At 41.8% G+C, this 22,605-nt stretch carries 21 protein-coding genes, 1 tRNA gene and 1 pseudogene; 18 read left to right on the plus strand and 5 right to left on the minus strand.

Annotated features, from left to right (window positions below):
• Positions 1-66: 66 nt before the first annotated feature.
• From eutC to eutA, 3 genes are read right to left on the minus strand one after another with little or no spacing between them, the layout of a single operon-like run.
• Entirely contained in the window at positions 67-921 is an 855-nt protein-coding gene (gene eutC / locus SLS51_RS11530; protein WP_323838428.1) for an ethanolamine ammonia-lyase subunit EutC, read from the minus strand.
• 22 nt (positions 922-943) lie between these two features.
• Positions 944-2,305, minus strand: coding sequence for an ethanolamine ammonia-lyase subunit EutB (locus tag SLS51_RS11535; protein WP_323838430.1), 1,362 nt, complete (start codon positions 2,303-2,305; stop codon positions 944-946).
• Positions 2,306-2,317: 12 nt separating this feature from the next.
• A complete protein-coding gene (gene eutA / locus SLS51_RS11540; RefSeq protein ID WP_323838559.1) occupies positions 2,318-3,745 on the minus strand; it encodes an ethanolamine ammonia-lyase reactivating factor EutA in 1,428 nt (475 codons plus the stop codon).
• A 440-nt stretch (positions 3,746-4,185) separates the two neighbouring features.
• Here eutA and cobA point away from each other — a divergent pair, with 440 nt between their 5' ends.
• From cobA to cobO, 5 genes and pseudogenes are all read left to right on the plus strand, one after another.
• Entirely contained in the window at positions 4,186-4,968 is a 783-nt protein-coding gene (gene cobA, locus SLS51_RS11545) for a uroporphyrinogen-III C-methyltransferase (RefSeq protein ID WP_323838561.1), read from the plus strand.
• A gap of 31 nt (positions 4,969-4,999) precedes the next feature.
• Positions 5,000-6,073, plus strand: a complete 1,074-nt coding sequence (gene cobD / locus SLS51_RS11550; RefSeq protein WP_323838432.1) for a threonine-phosphate decarboxylase CobD — start codon at positions 5,000-5,002, stop codon at positions 6,071-6,073.
• The gene (locus SLS51_RS11555) at positions 6,066-6,926 is read left to right on the plus strand and encodes a GHMP family kinase ATP-binding protein (RefSeq protein WP_323838434.1); all 861 of its coding nucleotides are present in this window, start codon (positions 6,066-6,068) and stop codon (positions 6,924-6,926) included. The genes cobD and SLS51_RS11555 overlap by 8 nt, the downstream gene beginning before the upstream one ends.
• A 19-nt stretch (positions 6,927-6,945) precedes the next feature.
• Positions 6,946-7,575, plus strand: a pseudogene (locus SLS51_RS11560) (NAD(P)-dependent oxidoreductase); the annotation flags it as partial.
• A gap of 58 nt (positions 7,576-7,633) precedes the next feature.
• Complete coding sequence (gene cobO, locus SLS51_RS11565) at positions 7,634-8,191, plus strand: cob(I)yrinic acid a,c-diamide adenosyltransferase (protein ID WP_323838436.1); 558 nt, start codon at positions 7,634-7,636, stop codon at positions 8,189-8,191.
• Here cobO and SLS51_RS11570 read toward each other — a convergent pair.
• Positions 8,184-8,351, minus strand: coding sequence for a hypothetical protein (locus SLS51_RS11570; protein WP_323838438.1), 168 nt, complete (start codon positions 8,349-8,351; stop codon positions 8,184-8,186). The two genes, cobO and SLS51_RS11570, sit on opposite strands and share 8 nt — an antisense overlap.
• Positions 8,352-9,097: 746 nt before the next feature.
• Between SLS51_RS11570 and SLS51_RS11575 the strand changes: the two genes are divergently transcribed.
• From SLS51_RS11575 to SLS51_RS11635, 13 genes are all read left to right on the plus strand, one after another.
• Positions 9,098-9,736 carry a hypothetical protein gene (locus tag SLS51_RS11575; protein WP_323838440.1) on the plus strand — a complete coding sequence of 213 codons (639 nt, stop codon included), beginning with the start codon at positions 9,098-9,100 and terminating at the stop codon, positions 9,734-9,736.
• 237 nt (positions 9,737-9,973) lie between these two features.
• A complete protein-coding gene (locus tag SLS51_RS11580; RefSeq protein WP_323838442.1) occupies positions 9,974-11,773 on the plus strand; it encodes an RCC1 domain-containing protein in 1,800 nt (599 codons plus the stop codon).
• 1,063 nt (positions 11,774-12,836) lie between these two features.
• Positions 12,837-14,321, plus strand: a complete 1,485-nt coding sequence (locus tag SLS51_RS11585) for a pyocin knob domain-containing protein (protein ID WP_323838444.1) — start codon at positions 12,837-12,839, stop codon at positions 14,319-14,321.
• Between the two features lie 82 nt (positions 14,322-14,403).
• Entirely contained in the window at positions 14,404-15,819 is a 1,416-nt protein-coding gene (locus SLS51_RS11590; RefSeq protein ID WP_323838446.1) for a tail fiber assembly protein, read from the plus strand.
• A 243-nt stretch (positions 15,820-16,062) separates the two neighbouring features.
• Positions 16,063-16,650, plus strand: a complete 588-nt coding sequence (locus SLS51_RS11595; RefSeq protein ID WP_323838448.1) for a gp53-like domain-containing protein — start codon at positions 16,063-16,065, stop codon at positions 16,648-16,650.
• A gap of 2 nt (positions 16,651-16,652) precedes the next feature.
• Entirely contained in the window at positions 16,653-17,075 is a 423-nt protein-coding gene (locus SLS51_RS11600; RefSeq protein ID WP_323838450.1) for a tail fiber assembly protein, read from the plus strand.
• A gap of 641 nt (positions 17,076-17,716) precedes the next feature.
• Complete coding sequence (locus tag SLS51_RS11605; protein WP_323838452.1) at positions 17,717-18,625, plus strand: gp53-like domain-containing protein; 909 nt, start codon at positions 17,717-17,719, stop codon at positions 18,623-18,625.
• A gap of 12 nt (positions 18,626-18,637) precedes the next feature.
• On the plus strand, positions 18,638-19,060 hold the full coding sequence (locus SLS51_RS11610; protein ID WP_323838454.1) for a tail fiber assembly protein: 423 nt from the start codon (positions 18,638-18,640) through the stop codon (positions 19,058-19,060).
• 368 nt (positions 19,061-19,428) lie between these two features.
• Entirely contained in the window at positions 19,429-20,088 is a 660-nt protein-coding gene (locus SLS51_RS11615) for a DUF4431 domain-containing protein (RefSeq protein ID WP_323838456.1), read from the plus strand.
• Positions 20,089-20,304: 216 nt separating this feature from the next.
• Positions 20,305-21,180 (plus strand): P22AR C-terminal domain-containing protein, encoded by an 876-nt coding sequence (locus tag SLS51_RS11620; protein ID WP_323838459.1) that lies wholly within the window; start codon positions 20,305-20,307, stop codon positions 21,178-21,180.
• A 114-nt stretch (positions 21,181-21,294) separates the two neighbouring features.
• Complete coding sequence (locus SLS51_RS11625) at positions 21,295-21,591, plus strand: type II toxin-antitoxin system HicB family antitoxin (RefSeq protein WP_323838461.1); 297 nt, start codon at positions 21,295-21,297, stop codon at positions 21,589-21,591.
• 14 nt (positions 21,592-21,605) lie between these two features.
• Positions 21,606-21,893, plus strand: a complete 288-nt coding sequence (locus tag SLS51_RS11630) for a type II toxin-antitoxin system HicA family toxin (protein ID WP_109791659.1) — start codon at positions 21,606-21,608, stop codon at positions 21,891-21,893.
• A 50-nt stretch (positions 21,894-21,943) separates the two neighbouring features.
• Positions 21,944-22,120: a tail fiber assembly protein gene (locus SLS51_RS11635; protein WP_323838464.1), complete on the plus strand. Its 177-nt coding sequence runs from the start codon at positions 21,944-21,946 to the stop codon at positions 22,118-22,120.
• A 398-nt stretch (positions 22,121-22,518) separates the two neighbouring features.
• On the opposite strand, the gene SLS51_RS11640 is transcribed toward SLS51_RS11635, so the two are convergent.
• Positions 22,519-22,595, minus strand: a tRNA-Pro gene (locus tag SLS51_RS11640).
• Positions 22,596-22,605 lie beyond the last annotated feature (10 nt).

Here is a 22,605-nt window from a genome sequence, read left to right on the forward strand (position 1 = left end):
CATCCTATTTTTTATCTTTATATTGATGATTTTCTTAACGAGGTAAAAGGGGTATATACCCTTCCATCAACGACTAAGAGCAATGCCGGAAGCTTGCTGTTCCAGCATGTTTTTAGCTAAATCGACAATAATTGCCGCGGCTTCGATTGGGGGCGTGCCGCCACGATGAATATTAGAAATACAAGTGCGGTCAGCTTCAACCGTTTTTTCTACAGTGGGTTGGTAAACAGCATAGCAGGAAAGACTTTCCGATTGCCCTAATCCGGGGCGTTCTCCAATCAATAAGACAACTACCTTAGCTTTGAGTAACTCGCCAATTTGATCTTCGATTTTAACGCGACCATAGCGTACAAAAAACGGCGTACCGATGCACATTCCTGCTTGTTCCAACCCTTTTAACAGGGGTGGCACAAGATCTTCATAGTTGGTGATAATGGCATCAGTAGACAGGCCATCGGAGATAACAACTTGTACATCGGGCGCTGTTTTACACTGTGTCAGTAAAGTTTCTACCGCATTCGCACTGAGTTTTCTTCCCAGGTCCGGGCGAGTCAGATAGAGGTTTTTGTCGCTGACTTGAGATTGCACTTCTAGCAATCCTTGTTTTTCTATCCATTCAGTCGGGACCTCTTTTAACACCGTATCTTTAGAACGGGAGTGATCAGCCTGAAAACGCAGCAATGCCTGAGTACGAGGGCGTGGACCACTGCGGCCGGTACCGACTCTCGCCACCGTGCTGCGGCGTAATTCCTGTAAGACTTCTATCCGGTTCGGGTTTTGGACACCGATCCACTGTTTGGCTTCTAAGGAGCCTAAATCCGGCGTACAACTTTCCGTTTCGTCAATGAGTTCAGGGGATGTATCGGGTTTCAGGTCAGATACCCGCTCGCTTACATTCTTTTCAATTGTTTTTTGGTTCATGATGATTTATCTCAGCAAAGAATCAGAAAAAGAACGATGCATCGCCCGCACGTGATGTTAAGCGACCATTTGCCATCAGCCCCATCTGTTCCAGCCAGCGTTCAAACTCGGGTGATGGGCGCAGATTGAGCAGATGGCGGATAGTGGCGGTATCATGGAAAGCAGATGTCTGGTAATTGAGCATAATGTCATCACCGAGTGGCATTCCCATGATGAAATTACATCCTGCGGTTGCCAGCAGGATCATCAGGTTTTCATTCTGGTTTTGATCGGAATCTGCGTGGTTGGTATAGCAGCAGTCACATCCCATTGAGACACCGCTGAGTTTTCCCATAAAGTGATCTTCTAATCCAGCACGGATAATCTGGCGATCATTGTAGAGGTATTCCGGCCCGATGAAACCGACAACGGTATTGACCAGAAATGGGTCATAGTGGCGTGCTAAGCCGTAGTTTCGTGCCTCCATTGTCACTTGATCAGCGCCAAAGTGAGCACCGGCGGAGAGAGCAGAACCTTGTCCGGTTTCAAGATAGAGGCAGTTATCGCCAGCAAGACGGCAATATTCCGCGCCAACGGCACGTGCTTCATCTAACATAGCCAATTCTACGCCAAACTCTTTTAGCCCTTTTTCACTACCGCAAATACTTTGGAAAATCAAACCGCCCGGTGCACCACGCTTAATGGCTTCTATCTGGGTCGTGACATGAGCTAAGACACAGCCCTGTGTTGGGATGGAAAATTTGTCGATTACCTCATAGAGGGTATCTAGTACACGGGTGAGGTTTTCTACATCGTCGGTTACCGGGTTGACGCCGATAACTGCATCACCCACGCCAAACGATAGTCCTTCGTAAATTTGGGCCAAAATGCTTTGTACATCGTCGCGGGTATCGTTAGGTTGCAGCCGGGCACTGAATGTTCCCGGCGTTCCAATGGTGGTGTTGGCTTTTTTGATCACCGGCATTTTTTTCGCGCCATAGATCAGATCCGCATTGGAGCTGATTTTTGCCACGGCGGCAACGACTTCGGAACTGATTCCTTTACGCAGAAAGGCGATATCATCCACGCGGGTATCGTCGCTGATTATGTATTCACGTAGTTCACCAATGCTCCAGTTTTTTATGCGGGCGTAGGCAATTTCGTTAATGTCATCCTGAATAATGCGAGTTACGCAATCCTCTTCATAAGGAATGATCGGATTCATGCGAATATCCGCAATCGTCATTTCCGAGAGGACATGTTTAGCCGCTACGCGTTGTTGGGAATTTCCGGCCGCTACCCCGGCTAGCATATCCCCAGAACGCAATTCGTTAGCCATTGCCAGCACCTGTTTGACATCTTTAAACTGATAGGTCTTACCAAAAAGCTGAGTTTTCAATTTCATGTTTATGCTCTCTCAGGAAGGAAAAGCCAGTGATTTGATAGTGACGGGAACCACAGTGCCATTAAATAGTGGCGTGCCAATGTCGATATAATCCCCGGTGCGGGTGATCACTTCATCAATAACTGCCAGCGGCCGTTCTCCCATCAGAGGATGTAACAGCATACCCAATGCCTTACCAAAGTCTTGGCCTGCAACGATGAGCAGCGGGTGAGAAGAGGGATAGCGTGCGGCAAAGTTCTGTAAAGCGGTAATGCATGTCTGCACGGCGGCATAATTCACTGGCAGGGCGTCGGGTAAGGCCAATGCATATAGATCCTGCTCGGCATGCAGATCCATTTGTGTCAGTGCCTGTTGCCAGGCTTCTGCCAGTGATTCAGTGGCTTCTGTGTCAGGATGGACGACGGGAATATTGCGCAGGGGTAGCGATAGTGCATCGAGCCAGATAGTGCTGCCGGATAACGATAATGTATGAGCGCCAGCGCCAATGACGGTAGCGCGCACGGTTTGCTTTGGCATTTGCAGCGGCAGTTTGGCGAAATCATTATCACGATGGATAGCTTGTGCCAGCAATGGTCCTAAATCGTGAAAACGGAATAGGTCATGATCCGATGCTTCACGATAACATTCTCCTACCCCGCCGGAGAGGGTGACTGCGTAGAGTTCATCACAATTTAGTTCATCACAGCTTGGCAGCGGCTCGGTCATCAGTAATTGTTGCGCCAGAGGTGTGAGTTGCCCGGTAACGATTTCCCAGAGCAATTGCGACATCCGCGTAGCAATTTGCTGTAATTGCGTGGCTGTCAGATGTTGAATATCTGTATTTTCGCCAAACAGTGAATCAACGATGCGTACTCCGGGCGGATGTGCCCGTAAAACGTTCCCGTGAGGATCGGTTTCCAATAAGCGGCCGCCGACATTTAAGCAAGCGGAGGCGATAAGTCGCCCGGCATCGAATAGTGCATAGTTGGCTGTACCGCCGCCGATGTCAATGTTGAGCACTCTGGCCATTTTCTGCTGTGAAAGCGCTTGAGCGCCGGAGCCCAAACCGGCAATCACCGATTCCAAATGTGGCCCCGCTGTTGCCACAACAAAATCCCCTAATTTTTGTGCCAGCGTCATAATTGCAGGGCGTGCATTGCATGTTTTCGCGGTTTCGCCGGTAATGATAACTGCACCGGAATCGACACTTTCCGGCGCGATGTTTGCGGCCTGATATTGTGCTTGGATCAGACTGAACAGTTCGTCTTCACGCAATTGTCCGGCGAAGTCTACGGGGGTAAATAACACCGGGCTTTGCCAGATGATCTCGCGGCTAACAAACTCGTAGCGTGGCACTTGTGATACCGCTGCACGATTCACCAGTGACAGACGCGAAAAGATCACTTGTGTGGTGGTGGTGCCGATGTCAATACCGACACTGAATAACTCCTTGGCTTCCATCGCTACGCCTCTTGTCTGCAATAAGGCGTATGTTGGCATTTTTTTTTATCAATCAGTATTAAATATCGGCAATTTGGTTGGAAAATCAACTGTGGTCACAAAAATATTAGGGGTCATAATAAAAATGGCGTATACCCGTCATCTTTCAAGTTGCCTCTTTGTTGGCTGCACTCCCTCACCCCGGTCACATAGTTTTCTATGCTCCCGGGGATTCGCTCCCTTGCCGCCGCGATGTATCTTGAAATCCATAGGGTGTAGATACAAGATGCAGGGCGAAGTTGCTAAGAGAAACAAGCAGATAAAGTAACAATGCGTCAGAACAGAGGGTTATCGTCAATACATTAATAAAAATGAAGAATTATTGATCTTACACCAGATCATGTTGCTGGCTATCGGTTATATATCTTCCAACAGACTTTCGTTACAGGGTGAAAAATATGATGAATAGCGGAAAAGTTTGGTTGGTCGGTGCTGGTCCCGGCGATGCGGCGCTAATTACGGTCAGAGGATTACACTGTATCCGTCAGGCTGAGGCGCTGGTGTATGATCGATTAGTCAGCCCGGACCTGTTATCCGAAGCACCTGATGATTGCAAAATGATTAATGTCGGCAAAACGCCGAGCTATCACCCAGTGCCGCAACGGCAAATTAATCAGATCTTGGTAGAGTGTGCGCAACAAGGGTTAAATGTTGTCCGGCTAAAAGGAGGCGATCCTTATGTGTTTGGGCGTGGTGGTGAAGAAGCGGAAGCTTTAGCACTGGCGAAGATCCCTTTTGAAGTGGTACCGGGCATCAGTTCATCCATTGGTGGTCTGGCTTGTGCCGGGATCCCGGTCACCCATCGTGATTATGCCTCAGGTTTTCATGTTGTTACCGGCCATCTGCGTCAGGAAAATGAATCACAGGATTGGGCGACGCTGGCAAAGTTGGAAGGTACGTTGGTGATCTTAATGGGAATGACTCAACTGGCGAGCATCTGTGAGCAACTGATCGCAGGCGGTAAAGCGCCGACAACGCCGGCGGCGGTTGTGATGTATGCTAGCCATCAGCAACAGCAGGTTGCCAGCGCAACCCTGCTAACGCTGGCTCAGCAGGTAGCCGCTCAGGGATTGACTGCACCAGCATTGATTGTGATTGGTGATGTGGTGCGTTTGCGGGAAACACTGGCTTTTAGCCGGGAGCATCTATTGTTGTCTGCTGTTCCATCACTGATGGCACTCTGATTCTCTGTTTAACATTTGGGGATAATATTTGATGAGCGAACATGGCGGTAATGTGCTGGAAATGGCGCTGAAAATCGGTGTTACAGTCGAAGAGATGATTGATTTCAGCGCGAATATCAATCCGTTAGGAATGCCGGAATCCCTGAAAACAGCCATTATCGACCAATTGCAATGCGCAGAATACTATCCTGATACAGAATATCGCCGGTTACATGCAGCGTTAGCGCAGGCTCATCATTGCACTGCCGAAAACCTGATGGCGGGTAATGGTGCGACTGAATTGATTTATGCGGTGGTGAATTATCTTAAGCCGCGCCGAGCCATGTTGTTGATACCGGGATTTGCTGAATATCGGCGCGCCTTGCAGCGAGTGGATTGTCAGATTGATGAGTATGTGATGAGTGAAGCGGATAGCTATCAACCTGATGAACGCGTGTTGATGGCATTAGAGCGCCATCGGCCTGACTGTTTGTTTCTCGCGACACCGAACAATCCGACGGGGTTGATGCCAGATGCTGTGCTATTGCAGGCAATATTTGAACGTTGCCGTCAGCATAATATTGCGTTGATTGTTGATGAGGCGTTTATCGATTTTCTCCCGGATATTGCTGGATTTATTCCTCAGATAGCGCATTTTCCTCGTCTTTATATTCTACGTTCACTCACGAAATTTTTTGCTATTCCGGGGTTGCGCCTTGGTTATCTGGTCAGCAGTGATGTAATGGGGATTCGGGCAATGAAGCGCTGGCGGGAGCCGTGGACCATTAATGCTTTCGCGGCGTTGGCGGGTGAAATGGTGCTTAATGATAACGCTTACATTCAAGCAACACACCGCTGGTTAGCTGAGCAACAACGCTGGCTTTATCAGGCATTGGCTGCATTACCGGCATTACGTGTTTGGCCTCCCTCGGCAAATTATATCTTCCTGCGTTGCCTGCGCCCAGAAATCGATCTTCAACACGCATTGCTGAAACAGAGAATATTGATTCGCCATTGTGCTAATTATCCGGGCTTGAACGTGGATCATTATCGGGTCGCCATCAAGGGCGAGCATGATAATCGCCGTCTGGTATCGGCGTTACATCAGGTATTCGGTTATGGCTGAAGCGCGTTGTCCTGCATCGTGTGGTGAACTTATCCAAGGGTGGATTCTTGGTGGTGAGAAATTGATCTCTTGTCCGGTGAATTGGTTCAGCGAGGTGTCTGTTGCAGATGGCGTGCCGGGAAAAGATGAACGTCCCCGTATGCGCCAAGTGATGAAAACTGTTCTGGCGTATTTTGGTTTGTCGGTGGAGATGGCGCGAGGTTTACGGATCTCCTTGAGTTCTACGATCCCGATGGCAAAAGGGCTGGCAAGTAGTACCGCTGATATTGCCGCTACAGCGCTGGCGACGGCGCGTTATTTGGGGAAAACACTTGATGAAACGACACTGGCTAGCTTTTGCGTACAGCTTGAGCCGACGGATAGCACGTTATTCAGCCGACTTACCTTGTTCGATCATCAAACAGGTAGCACGCAAATTGCTTGTGACTGGCAGCCAGCTATAGACATTTTGTTATTGGAAAGCCCGGAAATCGTGATCACGGCTGATTATCACCGCTTAGATCGCCATCCGGTATTACTGGAAAATGCCGCAGTGCTAGAGCGTGCTTGGAAACTATTTTGTCAGGCTGTGACTACTCGGAATTACTGGCGGTTGGGAGAAGCCACGACGCTCAGTGCACTGGCCAGTCAAAAGTTGTTGGTCAAACCGGCGTTTGACAGTTTGTTGGAACTGGTAGAACGGAGTGGGATCTACGGGCTGAATGTTGCTCATAGTGGCAGTGTTGTCGGATTATTGTGCGATCGTCACCATCATGATGTTGAATATCTATGCTGGTGGCTGAAACAGAGGGGCATAATTCGTTTTTATCCCCGTCAGCACTTGTTGACCATGATTCCGGGTGGTGTGCGTTAACGGTGGGAGGAGACTTATGTTGGATTATTTGCCGATGTTTTGTCAGATCCGGGATAAAACCTGTCTGCTGGTTGGAGGAGGTCAGGTAGCTGAGCGTAAAGCGCGTCTGTTATTAGATGCTGGTGCACATCTATTAGTTAACGCACGGGAATTTACCCCGCAATTTAAGCTATGGGAGGATAACGGCCAAGTGACACTCATTCGCGGTGAGTTTGAGCCTCACTGGCTTGAGCATTGTTGGCTGGTGATTGCTGCTACTAATGATGCGGCGGTGAATGGCTATGTGTGTGATTGTGCGACGGTACGCCGCATTTTTTGCAATGTGGTGGATGAGCCACAGCAAGCCAGTTTTATCACACCGTCAGTGATTGATCGTTCGCCATTGGTGATTGCGATCTCTTCCGGGGGAAATGCGCCGGTATTGGTCAGATTATGGCGTGAAAAACTCGAACAGTTGTTACCGATGCATCTTGGTCGTCTGGCCGCTCACGGTGGAACACTGCGTCAACGAGTAAAACGACATTTTCATCATTTGGCGGCCCGTCGTCACTTTTGGGAACGGTTTTTCACTAATGAGCGATTAATGCAATCGTTGGTCAGTCAAGATCATCAACAAGTTGATCGGGTGGTAGAAACATTATTCTCTGAGTCATCTCAAGCGAATACAGACAAAACAAACAGTTGACTAATATATTGGAGCCGGATAAATGAGTGAGGAGCGATATAAACAGAGAAAACAGCGGCAAAAAGAGAGATTTATGGCACAAGTTGCAGCCGCTCAAGAAAACCGGGGGATTGTCATTATCTATACCGGTAATGGCAGAGGAAGAACCACCGCAGCAATGGGAACGGTTACACGAGCGTTGGGTCATGGATTAAAGGCTGGCGTTATCCAGTTTATTAGGGATGAATGGTCAGTCGGCGAGCGTACTTTGTTGCAGCCGCATGGGGTAGAATTTCAACTAATATCAATGAACTTGACTGGAGAAATGCAGAATCGTGCTAAGGATATTGCCGCTTGTACTGAGGTTTGGCGGCATGCGCTGCGCATGATGCGTGATCCTGAATTATCATTGGTCGTGCTTAGTGAATTGGCTTGCGCGATAAATAACGGTTATCTATTTTTCGACGAAATTATCAAGGCATTAAGCGAACGGCCAATTAATCAGACGGTAATCATTACCGGACAAGATTACCCTATTGAATTAATTGAACTGGCTGATACGGTTAGTGAAATGCGGCCGGTAAAATATGTTTTCACTTAATTATGTGTTTTCCGGTCATCACATTAGATGAAGAGTGATTCATGTTTTTATCTTGTTTAACCAATGCATTAATTTCTCTCATGGTGATATTTGATACTGTGCCCGATTGATGAAAACGCTCAGCCATTTTCTGCATTTTGATGAGTCGATTATCACTCATTACATGTTACCTCGATTAATAAATCAGATGATATACCCGTTATCTTTCAAGTTGCCTCTTTGTTGGCTGCACTCTCTCACCCCGGTCACATCGTTATCTATGCTCCCGGGGATTCGCTCCCTTGCCGCCGCGATGCATCTTGAAATCCATAGGGTATAAGTTGCCTTCAAGATTCTTGTCATTGATATTAACAAAATTTTTGGCTAATAGATCATAAACTTTCAACAACTTCCTGGGAATGTCTTGAGTTGGTGAATTGCCATCCATGAAGGCTGAGAAATCATCAGTGGTAAAAATTTTCATTGAGAGTATTTATTATTAAAATTATAATTAGCCAAATGTAATTATATTTTTTGGGTGTTAAAAGTATACTGGATAATTATTTTTCAAATAATTTAAGGTTAATAATAAAGCTTTCTCATATGTTTACTTGGATTAAGTATATAAAAACCAATTAATATTGAGGTGATTAATTAATTGGTTATGATGAACTTTATCGGATATATATTCCATAAAGTTTGATAATACATGAAATAAATTCCATACAATATATTCCACCATCCAATAATTTTAGTTTATTTACAAGCTGGGATTTATATCTAATATTGTCGGCGGAATAAATATAACGTTAATTTAAGCTTTGATATGTGAAACTAGCTCACGTAATCCATATCATATTCTGTTGCACATTTTATTAAGTTTCAAACAACGCATGGTTATTTAATTTATAAATTAAGAGGTTTAATATGTCTATTGAAAATACCGATATAGCTGAACAAACAACTGGTAAAGATTCAGTTGTACTTGGACATGCAGAAGCACCGGCAGTACATTCTATTGCAATTGGTGCTTCACCCCGAAATTCTAAAACCATCAGTGAAGCGGCTATTGCCATTGGGCAAAATCAAATTGCGGGTAAACAGGGTGATACGAAAGTCGTTTGGCCCATTGCGATTGGTGCTGATTCTGTATCCAACGGCTTGGCTTCTATCGCTTTGGGACAAAAGGTGACTGCGAGTGCGGCTCAGGCCGTGGCGATTGGTCAACACGCTTCTGCAACAGAAAAAGGGAGCATTGCATTAGGTGCAGATTCTATTGCGAATAAACCGAATGTTGTTTCTGTAGGAAAAACCGGCCATGAACGTAAGATTATACATGTTGCGGCTGGGGATATTTCAAATCACAGTACTGAGGCGGTTAATGGTCAGCAGTTACATGCTGAATCGGCAAGGATTGATATATTATTAGATGCAAAGAATAAGGAGTTGGAAGAGAAGGTTCAATCTCTGGAAAGTGATATAGCTAATCTTACTCTACTGGTTCAAAATAATGTGGATGATGTTGCATCATTGAAAAAACGACTTCTCGATGCATTGAATTATTAATATCTGTTGGTTGTTATTTCATATATTCTTATCCTTGAATATCAGGATAAGAATATATTCCAGATAATATGAGTAGGGGGTTAGATTCAAGTTAATATTTAAATGAATAACGAAAGCTAAATGATTGAATCTCTGCTAATCAATTTGTCTAAATGTTTATTTAGATGGTTGATTATTAGTTTGTTCCATTCCAGCGTTAAATTTTTATCACCTTTAATTATGAAAGGAATATAATATATGTCAACATCATATAGTGTTTCTCAGAATGAACTCAAACAAGTATATGAGCTTTTGCCTGCGCCGTGGATAGCAGAGGCTAATAATAAATGGCAATTAGATATAAGTCAGGTGATTGATATCAATGGTGCGACGATCTATGTTAATCCGTACCCAAATATGATGACAGGGGATAAGATTACTTTATCTTGGCAAGGAGAATTTGGTAGCCCCTATATATTACAGGATACGGTGACACGCGAAAAAAGAGGGAAGATTCTAACTTTCATCGTGCCTTTTCCTGTATTAGAACAATATTCTGGGAGCTATGTCCGGTTGAATTACAATATTACTCGGGCAACGGGAGAATTGGCTCGATCACAGCCAGTGGATTATTACATAATTGGGGAAAGGGCTAAATTGTTGGTAATAGGCGCTCGTTATTCGCGAGAGGGGTTTTATAACTTTGGGGCTACTCCTCCTTGCTATATTAGTGCGCTGAATGCCAACACTTTGCGACCTGTGCTAGCCGAATGGCAATATGCAGGGGAACAGAAGTGGGTTGTTGGCAGCAATTTTCAAGATATTTTGCCGTATCGTCCTTTGCGTGTGCGTTTGGCTAATCAATTAGTGACTTTGAACCCGTGTAATATTGCAGGTAATGGCTGGCACGCGATTGGAAATGGGTTGGGTAGAGATTATACCGCTGCTTTTGTTGCCCGGCGGGATAGCGGTTATATGGTTGCCTGGGGAGACGCTGGGTTTGGCGGCAACATCCCGGCTCCTTTGGCAACTTTAAATAATATTGTTCAGATAGTGAGTACAGTAAATGCCTTTGCAGCACGGTTAAGCAATGGTCATGTCGTTGCTTGGGGGAATTCAGAATATGGTGGGGTTGTTCCAACGGAAGTTGCTGGATTAAGTGATATTGTCGATATTGTGGGATCGGCAGGAGCATTTGCGGCTCGTCGGGCTACCGGGCAAGTTGTTGCTTGGGGAAGTCACGCTCATGGTGGATTAGTGTCACCGGCAATTGCGGCAATGACAGATATTGTGGATGTGTGGGGAGGAGGTAGTGCTTTTGTGGCCCGGAGAGCCACGGGTCACTTAGTCGCTTGGGGAAGCGGTGATAAGGGAGGAACATTGCCGCCGGAAATTGCGGCAATGACAGATATTGTGGAAGTTGCGGAGGCTGCTTGGGCCTTTGCTGTGAGACGTGCCAATCATTCTGTTGTTGCATGGGGATATGGTAGTGATTTTGGTAGTGTCGTTCCGAGTGAAATCAGTGCATTGAGGGATATTATTAAGTTAAGCAGTTCGAACAATGCTTTTGCGGCTCTACGGTCGAATGGTTCAGTGGTGGCTTGGGGAAGAGACAGTTATGGGGGAGTGGTACCAAAAGATATAGCAGGATTAAATGATATTGTTGAAGTGACCGCAACAGTGCATGCATTTGCAGCCCGTCGTGCGAATGGCTCTGTGGTCGCGTGGGGGGATGTTGATAGGGGAGGAAAAGTTCCAGAATCTATCTCAAATCTGCAAGATATTATTCAAGTCACAAGCTCGAAGGCTGCGTTTGCTGCGTTGCGCCGTGATGGAACTGTCGTCACTTGGGGTGATAGCGAATGGGGAGGAGATAGCCGTGCTGTAGCAGAGCAGTTGAAAAATGTTCGTGCTATCTACGGGAGTAGTACAGCGTTTACCGCGTTAACTGCGGATGGTCGCGTGGTGACGTGGGGTTTAGCTGGGGGAGGAGGAGATAGCAGTTCAGTTCAGGCATTGCTCAAAGGGCAGGTATCCTATGAAATTGCAACGCAATAAATTAGGGCGATTTAATATTCTGGTTTTGAGTGACATAAGTACATGTAATCTTATGGCTACTAAAGGTTCGGGCTAAAATTGTGAGAACTCGTTCTATAGCAGACAGTGCTCAATCTTATCTTCATAAAAGCCAGCTTAAAACTGGCTTTTTACGCGATCGGTAAAAATTTAGATAAAACAAGGCGTTGACAAGTAGACAACAACGCTATGAACACTTGATATGAAAGATGTAACAGATTTCATGATGAATTCTCTTTATTGGTAAAGTGTGATTTGTTTCACGAAAATCTAAATTGTGGCTGAGATTTTAATCAGAAAAACTTCATAGTCAAGCAGTTTTTAAAAATTATTTTAAAGATTAAAATAATTTTGTATCGGGTGTTTTAGGTGATGAAGTGAGCGTATCTTGTGAGGAGAGGATACCAAGCGATATGACTGACAATTGCTTTTAAGATTACAAATTCAGTTGGCAGTTGTTACATGGGAGGACAATGGAACATGATAGCTAAGCAGTCGTTATCGGTTTGGCATCAATCTAGTGAGACAAAACCGTATTGAAAGGGTTTAATGATGCTGCTATCGCATTACATAAAAAATTTGGATTTGAGATTGAAGGAATTGCTAAACATTATACCCTATGGATTTCAAGATGCATCGCGACGGCAAAGGAGTGAATCCCCGGGAGCATAGATAACTATGTGACCGGGGTGAGCGAGTGCAGCCAACAAAGAGGCAACTTGAAAGATAACGGGTATATACAGTGGTTTTATTTATGCTGGAGTTATAATACTAAAAAATTTAGTTTTGAATATGAAATATAAAACAAGTAATGACAAGGTGAAATAATTTTAGATGTTTAATATGAATGGATTGAATATATTATCAGTTGAAATTTGTTGATTTTTTTCTTGCCGTCAATGATATAAAAATAATTATTCTTCTAAGTTAGAAGAACATTTTATTATTATTTTTATGAATTAAACTATGGCTGCTGTAAATTATGAATGATTACTTTAATAATAATTCAATATATTGATTGTGATATTTAATCTAAGGGGTGTATATGAGTACTAAAAATGATTTTAAAGCTTTTTCTATTAATAATAATGCTAATGTAGTGAGTCAAGAGAAGTATGAAAAAGATCAGAGTTTGCAGGCTGGGTTTCCACCAGATAATATTACTAGCAATCTGCTAAACAAAGTATTACGTCAATCGTCAACAATCGCATCTGTCGTGGCTAATTTTATTGCGACACAATCTGGCGGTGATGTTCTGGATGATGGAGATGTAGCTAAACTTACCGAGCAATTAAGTAAGGCTTTAAAACAAAAAATCACAACAGAAGTTCCTAATGCTTCATTAACACAAAAAGGCATTGTTCAGCTTACTAATGTGCTGGGCGATAGTGACACATTAGCGGTTACGCAAAAGCTTGCTCAGGAAATAGTAAACTCATTGCGTGAAAGTATTAATGCTAAAGTACCCAATACCCGAAAAATTAATGGAAAATTACTGTCTGAAGATATCACCATTACTTCTCAGGATATTTTGGGTGGGCAGGCGATTAGTTTAGGTGATAAGGCAGATTTGAATAGCTACAAAACACCGGGAATTTATCATCAAGAGTATGATGCTCATGCCAAAAATGGCCTTAATTATCCTGAATTTCTCGCCGGCGCTCTTGTTGTATTGAAATCGGCTGGGACGGTTCAGCGTTATTTTGTCTATAATAGTAGTCGAGTATATACACGTAGCCAGTTTCATGATAATCCGTGGACACCTTGGACGAGAGAATATAATACGCTGAATAAACCGACTGCTGATGAGATTGGCGCATATACAAGAATAGAATCTGATTCTCGATATATTGCGGGAATTCGCAGGGTGAATGGAAAATCTTTAGCTACGGATGTCACTATTACTTCTCAGGATATTTTGAATGGGCAGGCAATTAGTTTAGGTGATAATGTAAATTTGGATCACTGTAAAACACCCGGGATTTATTATCAGGATTATAATGCTCATGCTAAAAATGGTGTCAATTACCCTGAACCGCTTTCGGGTTCGCTTATTGTATTGAAAGCGGCTGGAATTATCCAACGTTATTTTGTCTATAATAGTAGCCGAGTATATACACGTAGCCAATTCCATGATAATGCATGGACACCTTGGGCCCAAGAATATAACACATTGAATAAACCTGCTGACAGGGTTATTAGCGGGTATACAAAAGCAGAAGTCGATAACCTCGTTAATGCTAAAGGAAATAAAAATACAGCGTTGAAATCAGTGAATGGTTGGTGGAAATGTGGGGATACAGGGGTAATTTATCAATGGGGGATTGTGAATTGGGCAGCATATGATACACCAGTTAATTTTCCTATTCAGTTTCCTAATGCTTGTGTAAATGTTTCGTTGACATTAGGTGATAAATCTAACCTGGAATCATCATATAATATTGTTGCAAGACAATTGTCTGTAACAGGATTTAGTTATTGGGCATACGAGACTGAAAGCTCTGCATTTTGGTTTGCAATAGGATATTGATATGTAATTTGCAATGCAAAAATAGATTTTTTTATTTTTGAATTTCCTCTCAAAATAATATGATTCAATTTGAGGATTGTATATGAGTGCCAAAAATGATTTTAAGGCTTTTTCTATTAGTGATAATGCTAATGTAGTGAGTCAAGTAAAGTATGAAGAAAACCAGAGCTTACAGATTGGATTTCCACCAGATAATATTCCTGTTAATCTGTTAAATAAGGTATTACGTCAATCGTCAACAATATCATCTGTGGTTGCTAATTTTATCGCAACGCAATCTGGTAATGATATTTTGGATGATGGTAATATAGCTAAACTTACCGATCAACTAAATAGGGCCTTAGAACAAAAGATTGCAGCAGAAGTTCCAAATGCCTCATTAACACGAAAAGGTATTGTTCAGCTTACCGATGTAGTGGGTAATAGTGATACATTAGCGGTTACGCAAAAGCTGGTTCAGGAAATAGTAAATTCATTACGTGAAAGTATTAATACCAGAATACCAAACATACGAAAAATTAATGGGAAAGTATTAACTGAGGATATTAATATTACGTCTCAGGATATCCTTGCTGGACAGGCTCATAGTTTAGGTGACAATGCCAATTTGGATAATTATAAAATACCGGGGATTTATCACCAAGAGTATAATGCTCATGCCAAAAATGGTAATAATTACCCTGAGCCGTTCGCCGGTTCGCTGGTTGTATTGAAAGCGGCCGGAGTTATTCAACGTTATTTTGTCTATAACAGCAGTCGGGTATATACACGTAGTCAATTTCATGAAAGCCCGTGGACGCCTTGGACGAGAGAATATAACACACTGAATAGACCTACTGCCGGAGAAGTTGGAGCATATGCAAAAGCAGAGTCTGATGCTCGATATATCACAGGGCTCCGTAAAATTAATGGAAAAGCTTTGGCTGCGGATATTAATATTACTTCTCAAGATATTTTCGCCGGGCAGTCGATTAATTTAGGTGATAACGCGGATTTAAATAGTTATAAAACACCTGGGATTTATTATCAAGAGTATAATGCTCATGCCAAAAATGGTGCGAATTACCCTGAACCGTTCGCAGGTTCGCTTATTGTGTTGAAAGCGGCAGGCGTTATTCAGCGTTATTTTGTTTATAACAGCAGTCGAGTATATACGCGTAGCCAATTCCACGATAGTCCGTGGACGCCTTGGGCGCAAGAATATAACTCGTTGAATAAACCCTCTGACAAGGCTGTTGGGGAGAATATGGAAGCAGCATCTGATAGTATTTATGCTGCAACCAAAGAGGAGTTAATACAGCAAGCAGAATATGATAAATCTCAGTTATTGACTAAAATTAATAATCTTGTCGCTCCACTACAAGACGCTGTTGATTTAGGCGTTGCTTCCGAAGCAGAAAAAGCAGCTCTACTGGAATGGAAGAAATATAGAGTAATGTTGAGCAAAGTTGATATTTCATTGGCTCCTGATGTTGAGTGGCCGGAGCAGCCGAAATAATGAAAAAATGGTCGGAATAAACAAGTCATTCAGGATTATGGAATGATGGGATTATTGTTCGTGCCAGCGGAGTATTTATTATTTAAAATTATATAAAAATAGTTGCTCCTTTTAGTTATAAAAATATTTCATTATTGTTTTTCTAAACTAGACTATTATCGATGTGAATTGTGAGAAATCATCTTTAGTGATAGTTAAATATGTTTATTATGAAATCATGTTATTTAATTTAAGGAGATGTATATGAGTGCCAAAAATGATTTTAAAGCTTTTGCTATTGATAGTAATGCTAATGTTCCCAGTCAACCACTCTATGAAGCATCTACGGATTTGCTGAGTGGGTTTCCAGACAAGCAGGTTATTGATAATTACATATTAAATAAGGCATTACGTCAAGCATCAACTATATCATCTGCTATAGCTGATTTTATTGTGACAGAATCTGGCACTGATGTTTTGGATGATGGCAATGTAACTAAAATCTCCGCACAATTCAAAAGCGTATTAGACAAAAAAATTGCCAAGTGCTGTAATCTTAATGTGAATACAGCTAATAAGGTTGTGAATGGTTGGTGGAAATGCGGTGATACTGGAATAATTATTCAGTGGGGCCAGGCAAACGGCTGCGGGACTATAAATGATTACAGATATTTCCCGATTCCATTCCCTAATGCTTGTTTCCAGATCGTTGCAACATATTCTGAGTTTAATAGTTTTGGCGCTGGAGTTGCTGCTTTACCTGTTTCCGCAAGTCAATTTCTTGTGACATGCAGAAATTCTGCATACCAGTTAGAAGGTAATTTTGTAAGATATTTGGCGATAGGATATTAATTATGTATTTTTATAGTGCAAAGACAAATTCATTCTATCCCATAGAGTTGAAACAGAATTATATTGCTTCTGGTTCATTGCCAGATGATGTTATTGAGGTTAGTCTTGATATTTATCAAGAATACGCCGCGAATAATGCACCGGAAGGAAAATATCGTATAGCTGGTCAAAATGGTTTACCGGAATGGGCTGATATTCCGCCACCAACAAGAGAAGAATTGCAGCAGTATGTTGAAAATAAAAAGCAACAATTTATTGTAGAGGCTAGCCAGAAAATAGCACCATTACAAGACGCTGTTGATTTAGGGATTGCGACTAAAGAAGAAGAAACGGCTCTGTTGGTATGGAAGAAGTATAGAGTAATGCTGAACAGGATTGATATTTCACAGGTTCCTGATATTGAATGGCCGGAACAACCAAAATAACGATAATGGGCAGAATATACCCTATGGATTTCAAGATGCATCGCGACGGCAAGGGAGCGAATCCCCGGGAGCATAGATAACGATGTGACCGGGGTGAGTGAGTGCAGCCAACAAAGAAGCAACTTGAAAGATGACGGGTATATAATATTGTTGGAAGACAATTGTTTATAACGGGATTTAATTATTAAACATGCCCTAAGTAAATATCTACGTTTTGGTTTTTAACAGAATGTTGATATATGTTTACAGTGGGAAAATAAATGTTTTTTATTTTCAGTTGTTATCCTAAGACCACCTCTTGGCGAGGTGGTTTTTACTCAGTCAGTTTTATTAGTATTATAATTTAAATGCTGTGATTTTATATTTGCAACTTAAAAAATAACTTAAGGTGAAATTTAAACAAATGAAAAATATTAATTTATGAAATTGAATATAATGAGTTTTGGAATATTTTGATTATAATTCGGCGGCTATTGATTGTTGCCAATTATATAAAAATAGTTAATCTTTTTAGTTATAAAAATATTTCATTGTTGTTTTTATGAATAGTCTATTATTGATGTGAATTATGAGAAATCATCTTTAGTGATAGTTAAATATGTTTATGATGAAATCATGTTATTTAATTTAAGGAAATGTATATGAGTGCCAAAAATGATTTTAAAGCTTTTGCTATTGTTAGTAATGCTAATGTTCCCAGTCAACCATTCTATGAAGCATCTACGGATTTGCTGAAAGGGTTTCCAGACAAGCAGGTTATTGATAATTACATATTAAATAAGGCATTACGTCAAGCATCAACTATATCATCTGTTGTAGCCGATTTTATTGCGACAGAATCTAACAGTGATGTTTTGGATGATGGTAATATAGCGAAACTTACTACGCAATTAAACAAAGCATTAGAACAAAAAATCAAAGTAGAAGTAGAATCTGATAATCGATTTATTCGGTTAAATACGAATACAAAAACATCTGGTTGTATTTTATCTAAGACAGCAAATTTATCTGACGATCAATCTCTGCGGGATTTGTCATTGTCAGGTTTCTTGCGTCCAAATGGTTGGGCGGACTTAGGTGGTTTGGCAATTCATGTAGCTCACCCTGGTGCGGGGATTCAGCACTCAAGAGGAATTTCGTTTGAATACGGTAGTACATCTGGAGGTCAAGAGGGGTTTGGAATACATACGTACGCATTTGACAAAGATGGTAAGTTTAAAGGTAAAAAAAGAATTTTAACGGAAGATGATCGTAATAAAGCGATATTATCAGTAAATGGATGGTGGAGATGTGGTGATACTGGAATGATTTATCAATGGGGTAATGTACCTATTGATGATAATCAGGGAAAAATTGTAAATTTACCTATTTCATTTCCAAATGAGTTATTATCGCTTCATGTAACAGCTATTTCATCAGTACCAAACAAAAATATTGATACTTCTGCTTATGGAAAATCATTAAATAAGTCTCAGATACATGTTTCTGTTTCATCAAATTACCGCGATAATGACGTAAGTAGTGTCTGTTTTTTTTCTATTGGTCATTAAGGAGAAGAAAAAATGTATTATTATAGTGCCAAAACAAACGCATTTTATCCCATAGAGTTGCAACAGAATTATATTGCTTCTGGTTCATTGCCAGATGATATTATTGAGGTTAGTCTTGATATTTATCAAGAATACGCTGCGAATAATGTACCAGAAGGAAAATATCGTATAGCAGGCCAAAATGGTTTACCAGAATGGGCTGATATTCCTCCACCAACAAAAGAAGAATTGCAGCAGTATATTGAAAATAAAAAGCAACAATATATTGTAGAGGCTAGCCAGCAAATAGCACCATTACAAGATGCTGTTGATTTAGGGATTGCGACTCAAGAAGAGGAAACGGCTCTATTGGTATGGAAAAAATATAGAGTAATGCTGAACAGGATTGATATTTCACAGGCTCTTGATATTGAATGGCCGGAACAACCAAAATAATAAAAGTGGCCTGAATAAACAGGCCATTCTTATAATAGTTGTTGTTAATAATCGGCTATTGACGCCCTAGTTTTGTTCTCAACAGGAGTCGGATTTTTTAATGTGGCTTTATGGTGGTTGTCATGGTCAATGAATACCATTATTTTTCTGAGGCGAGGATTGTAAGTTAGAAAAAATATATACCCTATGGATTTCAAGATGGATCGCGGCGGCAAGGGAGCGAATCCCCGGGAGCATAGATAACTCTGTGACCGGGGTGAGTGAGTGCAGCCAACAAAGAAGCAACTTGAAAGATGACGGGTATAGGTTGTAATTTTAACTTTAATGTATTTAAAATAATGTTGAAAAATCACCAATAGGAGTAGTGTATGAAAACACTAATAGGTTTTTTGGCATTAATACTGTGTAGTATGTCATTCCTATCATTCGGCGCGAGTTTTGATTGCGCAAAAGCCACCAGTAAGGCTGAAAAGTTAATCTGTTCGACCCCTGCATTATCCCAAGCTGACGACAACCTATATATTAATTACCTTCAGGCCAAACTGGCTACAGGCAACAATGCAGACTTTAAGGCTCTGGTAAAACAGAATTGGGAACTTCGCGAGAAATGCGCGGCAGTTGAATGCCTTCAAGATTGGTATAAACGGTCATCTGAAATGTACAAAAAAATTGCTGCGATTAAAACAACAGAGAACTGCTATAAAGAAAGACAAAAAATTACGCTTGATGGCACCTTATTAAGGATCACCTACCCCGGCCCGCCAAATTATGAAAGCGTGGAAAACGGGGATAGCCCTGAAACTTATTGGGTGTTGCAACCGGATAAGACGATAAAATGTGCCAAGGGTGCACCAGAATGGGGGGATCGTAGTCTGATGCAATTGGTGGTTCAGGAGGAATTTTATACAGTGTATCGAAGCCTTATCGGACACCGCGTGAAAGTAACCGGAACCATTATGTACGCGGTTACTGGACATCACCACACACCGATAATGCTTGAAACTCAACGAATTGAAGCGGCTAAATAATTTGGAAGTAATCACGCAGGTATTTTGCTGGACAATAGCTAAGAAGTGGCTCTATCGTCCATCGGGTAATAAAGAATTGGATTGGTTATCAAGGTAAACTTCAGCAAGATTTACTTGAACGTAAAATTATAGTTGTTGTCAAAGGTAATGGTTCAAAGAGCATTTGTGAGCAAATTCTTGTGACTGAAAATATCAAGACGCTAGCGAGGTGATTACATGAGCACATTAGTTAAAATTAATTCTGAGAGTAATTTCACTATATTCAAATTCGGGTCTCATGAAATCCACGTTATCAATAAAGATGGTGAGCCGTGGTTTGTTGCTCATGATGTTTGCTCTACTCTGGAAATTCGAAGCATCACGCAAGCCATTGGGAGATTGGATGATGATGAGCGGTCTATGTTTAATATAGGGCGTCAGGGGGATATTAATATTGTCAGTGAATCTGGAATGTATACTTTAGTACTTCGTTGTCGTGATGCAATTAAGCAAGGCTCTATTCCTCACCGTTTCCGTAAGTGGGTCACAAATGAAGTTTTGCCATCAATTAGGAAAGTAGGGAATTATCACTCTCCTAAAATCATAACTGATGAACACACTCTATTACGTGATGCTGTAAATATGCTTGTTGGTAAACGTGGGATGATGTGTTCAGAAGCATACAGTTTCATCCATCAACGTTTTAATATATCTCATATTGATCAACTGCCAATGGATAAAATCACTGAAGCTATCGAGTATGTTCATAAGCTTGTGCTCGAAGATGAATCTATTGGTAAAGCCGAGTTACCAGCACTTGAAATTAAACAATATAAACAACAATTCACTGATGATGAGCTGTGTAGTCTTTGCTGGTTATGGCGAGATGCTGTCGAGATGATTAGTTCAATATCTGATGTTTATCCCATTCTGAGAGCTGCGGAACATAGGCTTGAAGGTAAATATTATTCAATGTCACATGAATATCCACGAAACATGAACATAGTCCGGCGATTACTGGAAAGAGAAACGGCGCATATTGAGTGCGCATCGTTTACCGGTAGTGACTGGCGAGTATTAAACAGCTTAAGATTTGGAAATCTACCGTTCTAACCCTAAGCCAGGGATGGATTACATTCCGAACTTGCTTAGTCAATATTAAACGTATTACAATCATTTCTATACGGTCTGTATAGATCTAGTTGCCCGATACAGAGGAGAAGAGAAATGAGATTACGTTGCATGGCTTATCGTCAAGATGGGATGTATGTAGCTGCCTGTTTGGATCTTTCTTTGGCTGCACAGGGTGACAATATAGATGAAGCAGTAAATAAACTCGAAGCCCAGATTGAAGATTACCTCAGTGAGGTGAAATCAGAACCTCAGTACGAAAAACAGATGTTAAGCCGAAAAGCACCGCTATCTATGTGGTTTAAATATTGGCGAATTGCCCTTCGAATTTTCATGAACAGAAAAGACAGTGGCCTAGCTAAAGTTTTTAATGAACAGTGTGAACCCGCTTGATGTAGGGTGGTGTTATGTTTTTTAAGAAATTAACGCCGTTGAAATACGCCGAAGTCATTAAAGGGCTTACTGCTCTTGGTTTTGAGATGAAACCTAAAAGGGGGACTTCTCATGAGCAATGGGTCAAGAAAACTGAGGGCGGGAAATGGCTAGTCACTGTCGATAAACACCATGCGCCGTTTTCCAGAGACTTGATAAAATCAATGGCGAAACAAGCTGGTATCAGTACCAAAGAGTTTCATTCATTATGCAAGGGCATGGTTAGCGCTGAACAAGTGCACGCTGAAAACTCATCAGAATAAGTAAATCTAAGTTTTATCCTACCAATCCTAGCTGCTTAATTGCGGTTTTTTTGTATTTTAAAGACGAGGTCACAAATGAAACGCTCTCATTGCTGCAAGACTTGGTTGACCTTAAAATGGCTACCGAAGCAGAAAAAGCCGCTTTGCTGGATTGGAAAAAATACAGAGTATTACTCACTTGTGTAAATATTTTACAAGCGTCTGATATTAACTGCCTATCCCAATAGGGCTATTTTATTTGCCCTTCTTTGCCATAAAGAGCGAACCTGGGCAGTGCTCAAAATCCTCACGTACTACGTGTACGCTCCGGTTTTTCCGCGCTGTCCGTGTTCACTGTTCATTGATAAGAACGGCCTGCAACAATTACGCCTATTGAGATAGGCTCTAATACTACAGCCGTAGATACCAGAAAGTTGCATTTTCCTTGATACTCATAACTCTGAGAAACCGCATGAATTAAGCTTTTCTATGAGTGTCTTTTCTATTGAGAGAAGTAAGTACGGCTGTAGTACTAAGTGGCCGCAGATGCCCAAATGAATGAAGTTGGGCAAGCGGAGTTTTACACCAACCAAACCCTCAGCCATAAAAAAACCAACCCTAACAGGTTGGTTTTTCTGGGGAAATTTGGTCGGCATGATAGGATTTGAACCTACGACCCCCGACACCCCATGACGGTGCGCTACCAAGCTGCGCTACATGCCGATAATTCGTA

This window comes from Photorhabdus africana, from assembly GCF_035181445.1.
In the GTDB taxonomy this organism is placed as follows: Bacteria; Pseudomonadota; Gammaproteobacteria; order Enterobacterales; family Enterobacteriaceae; genus Photorhabdus; species Photorhabdus laumondii.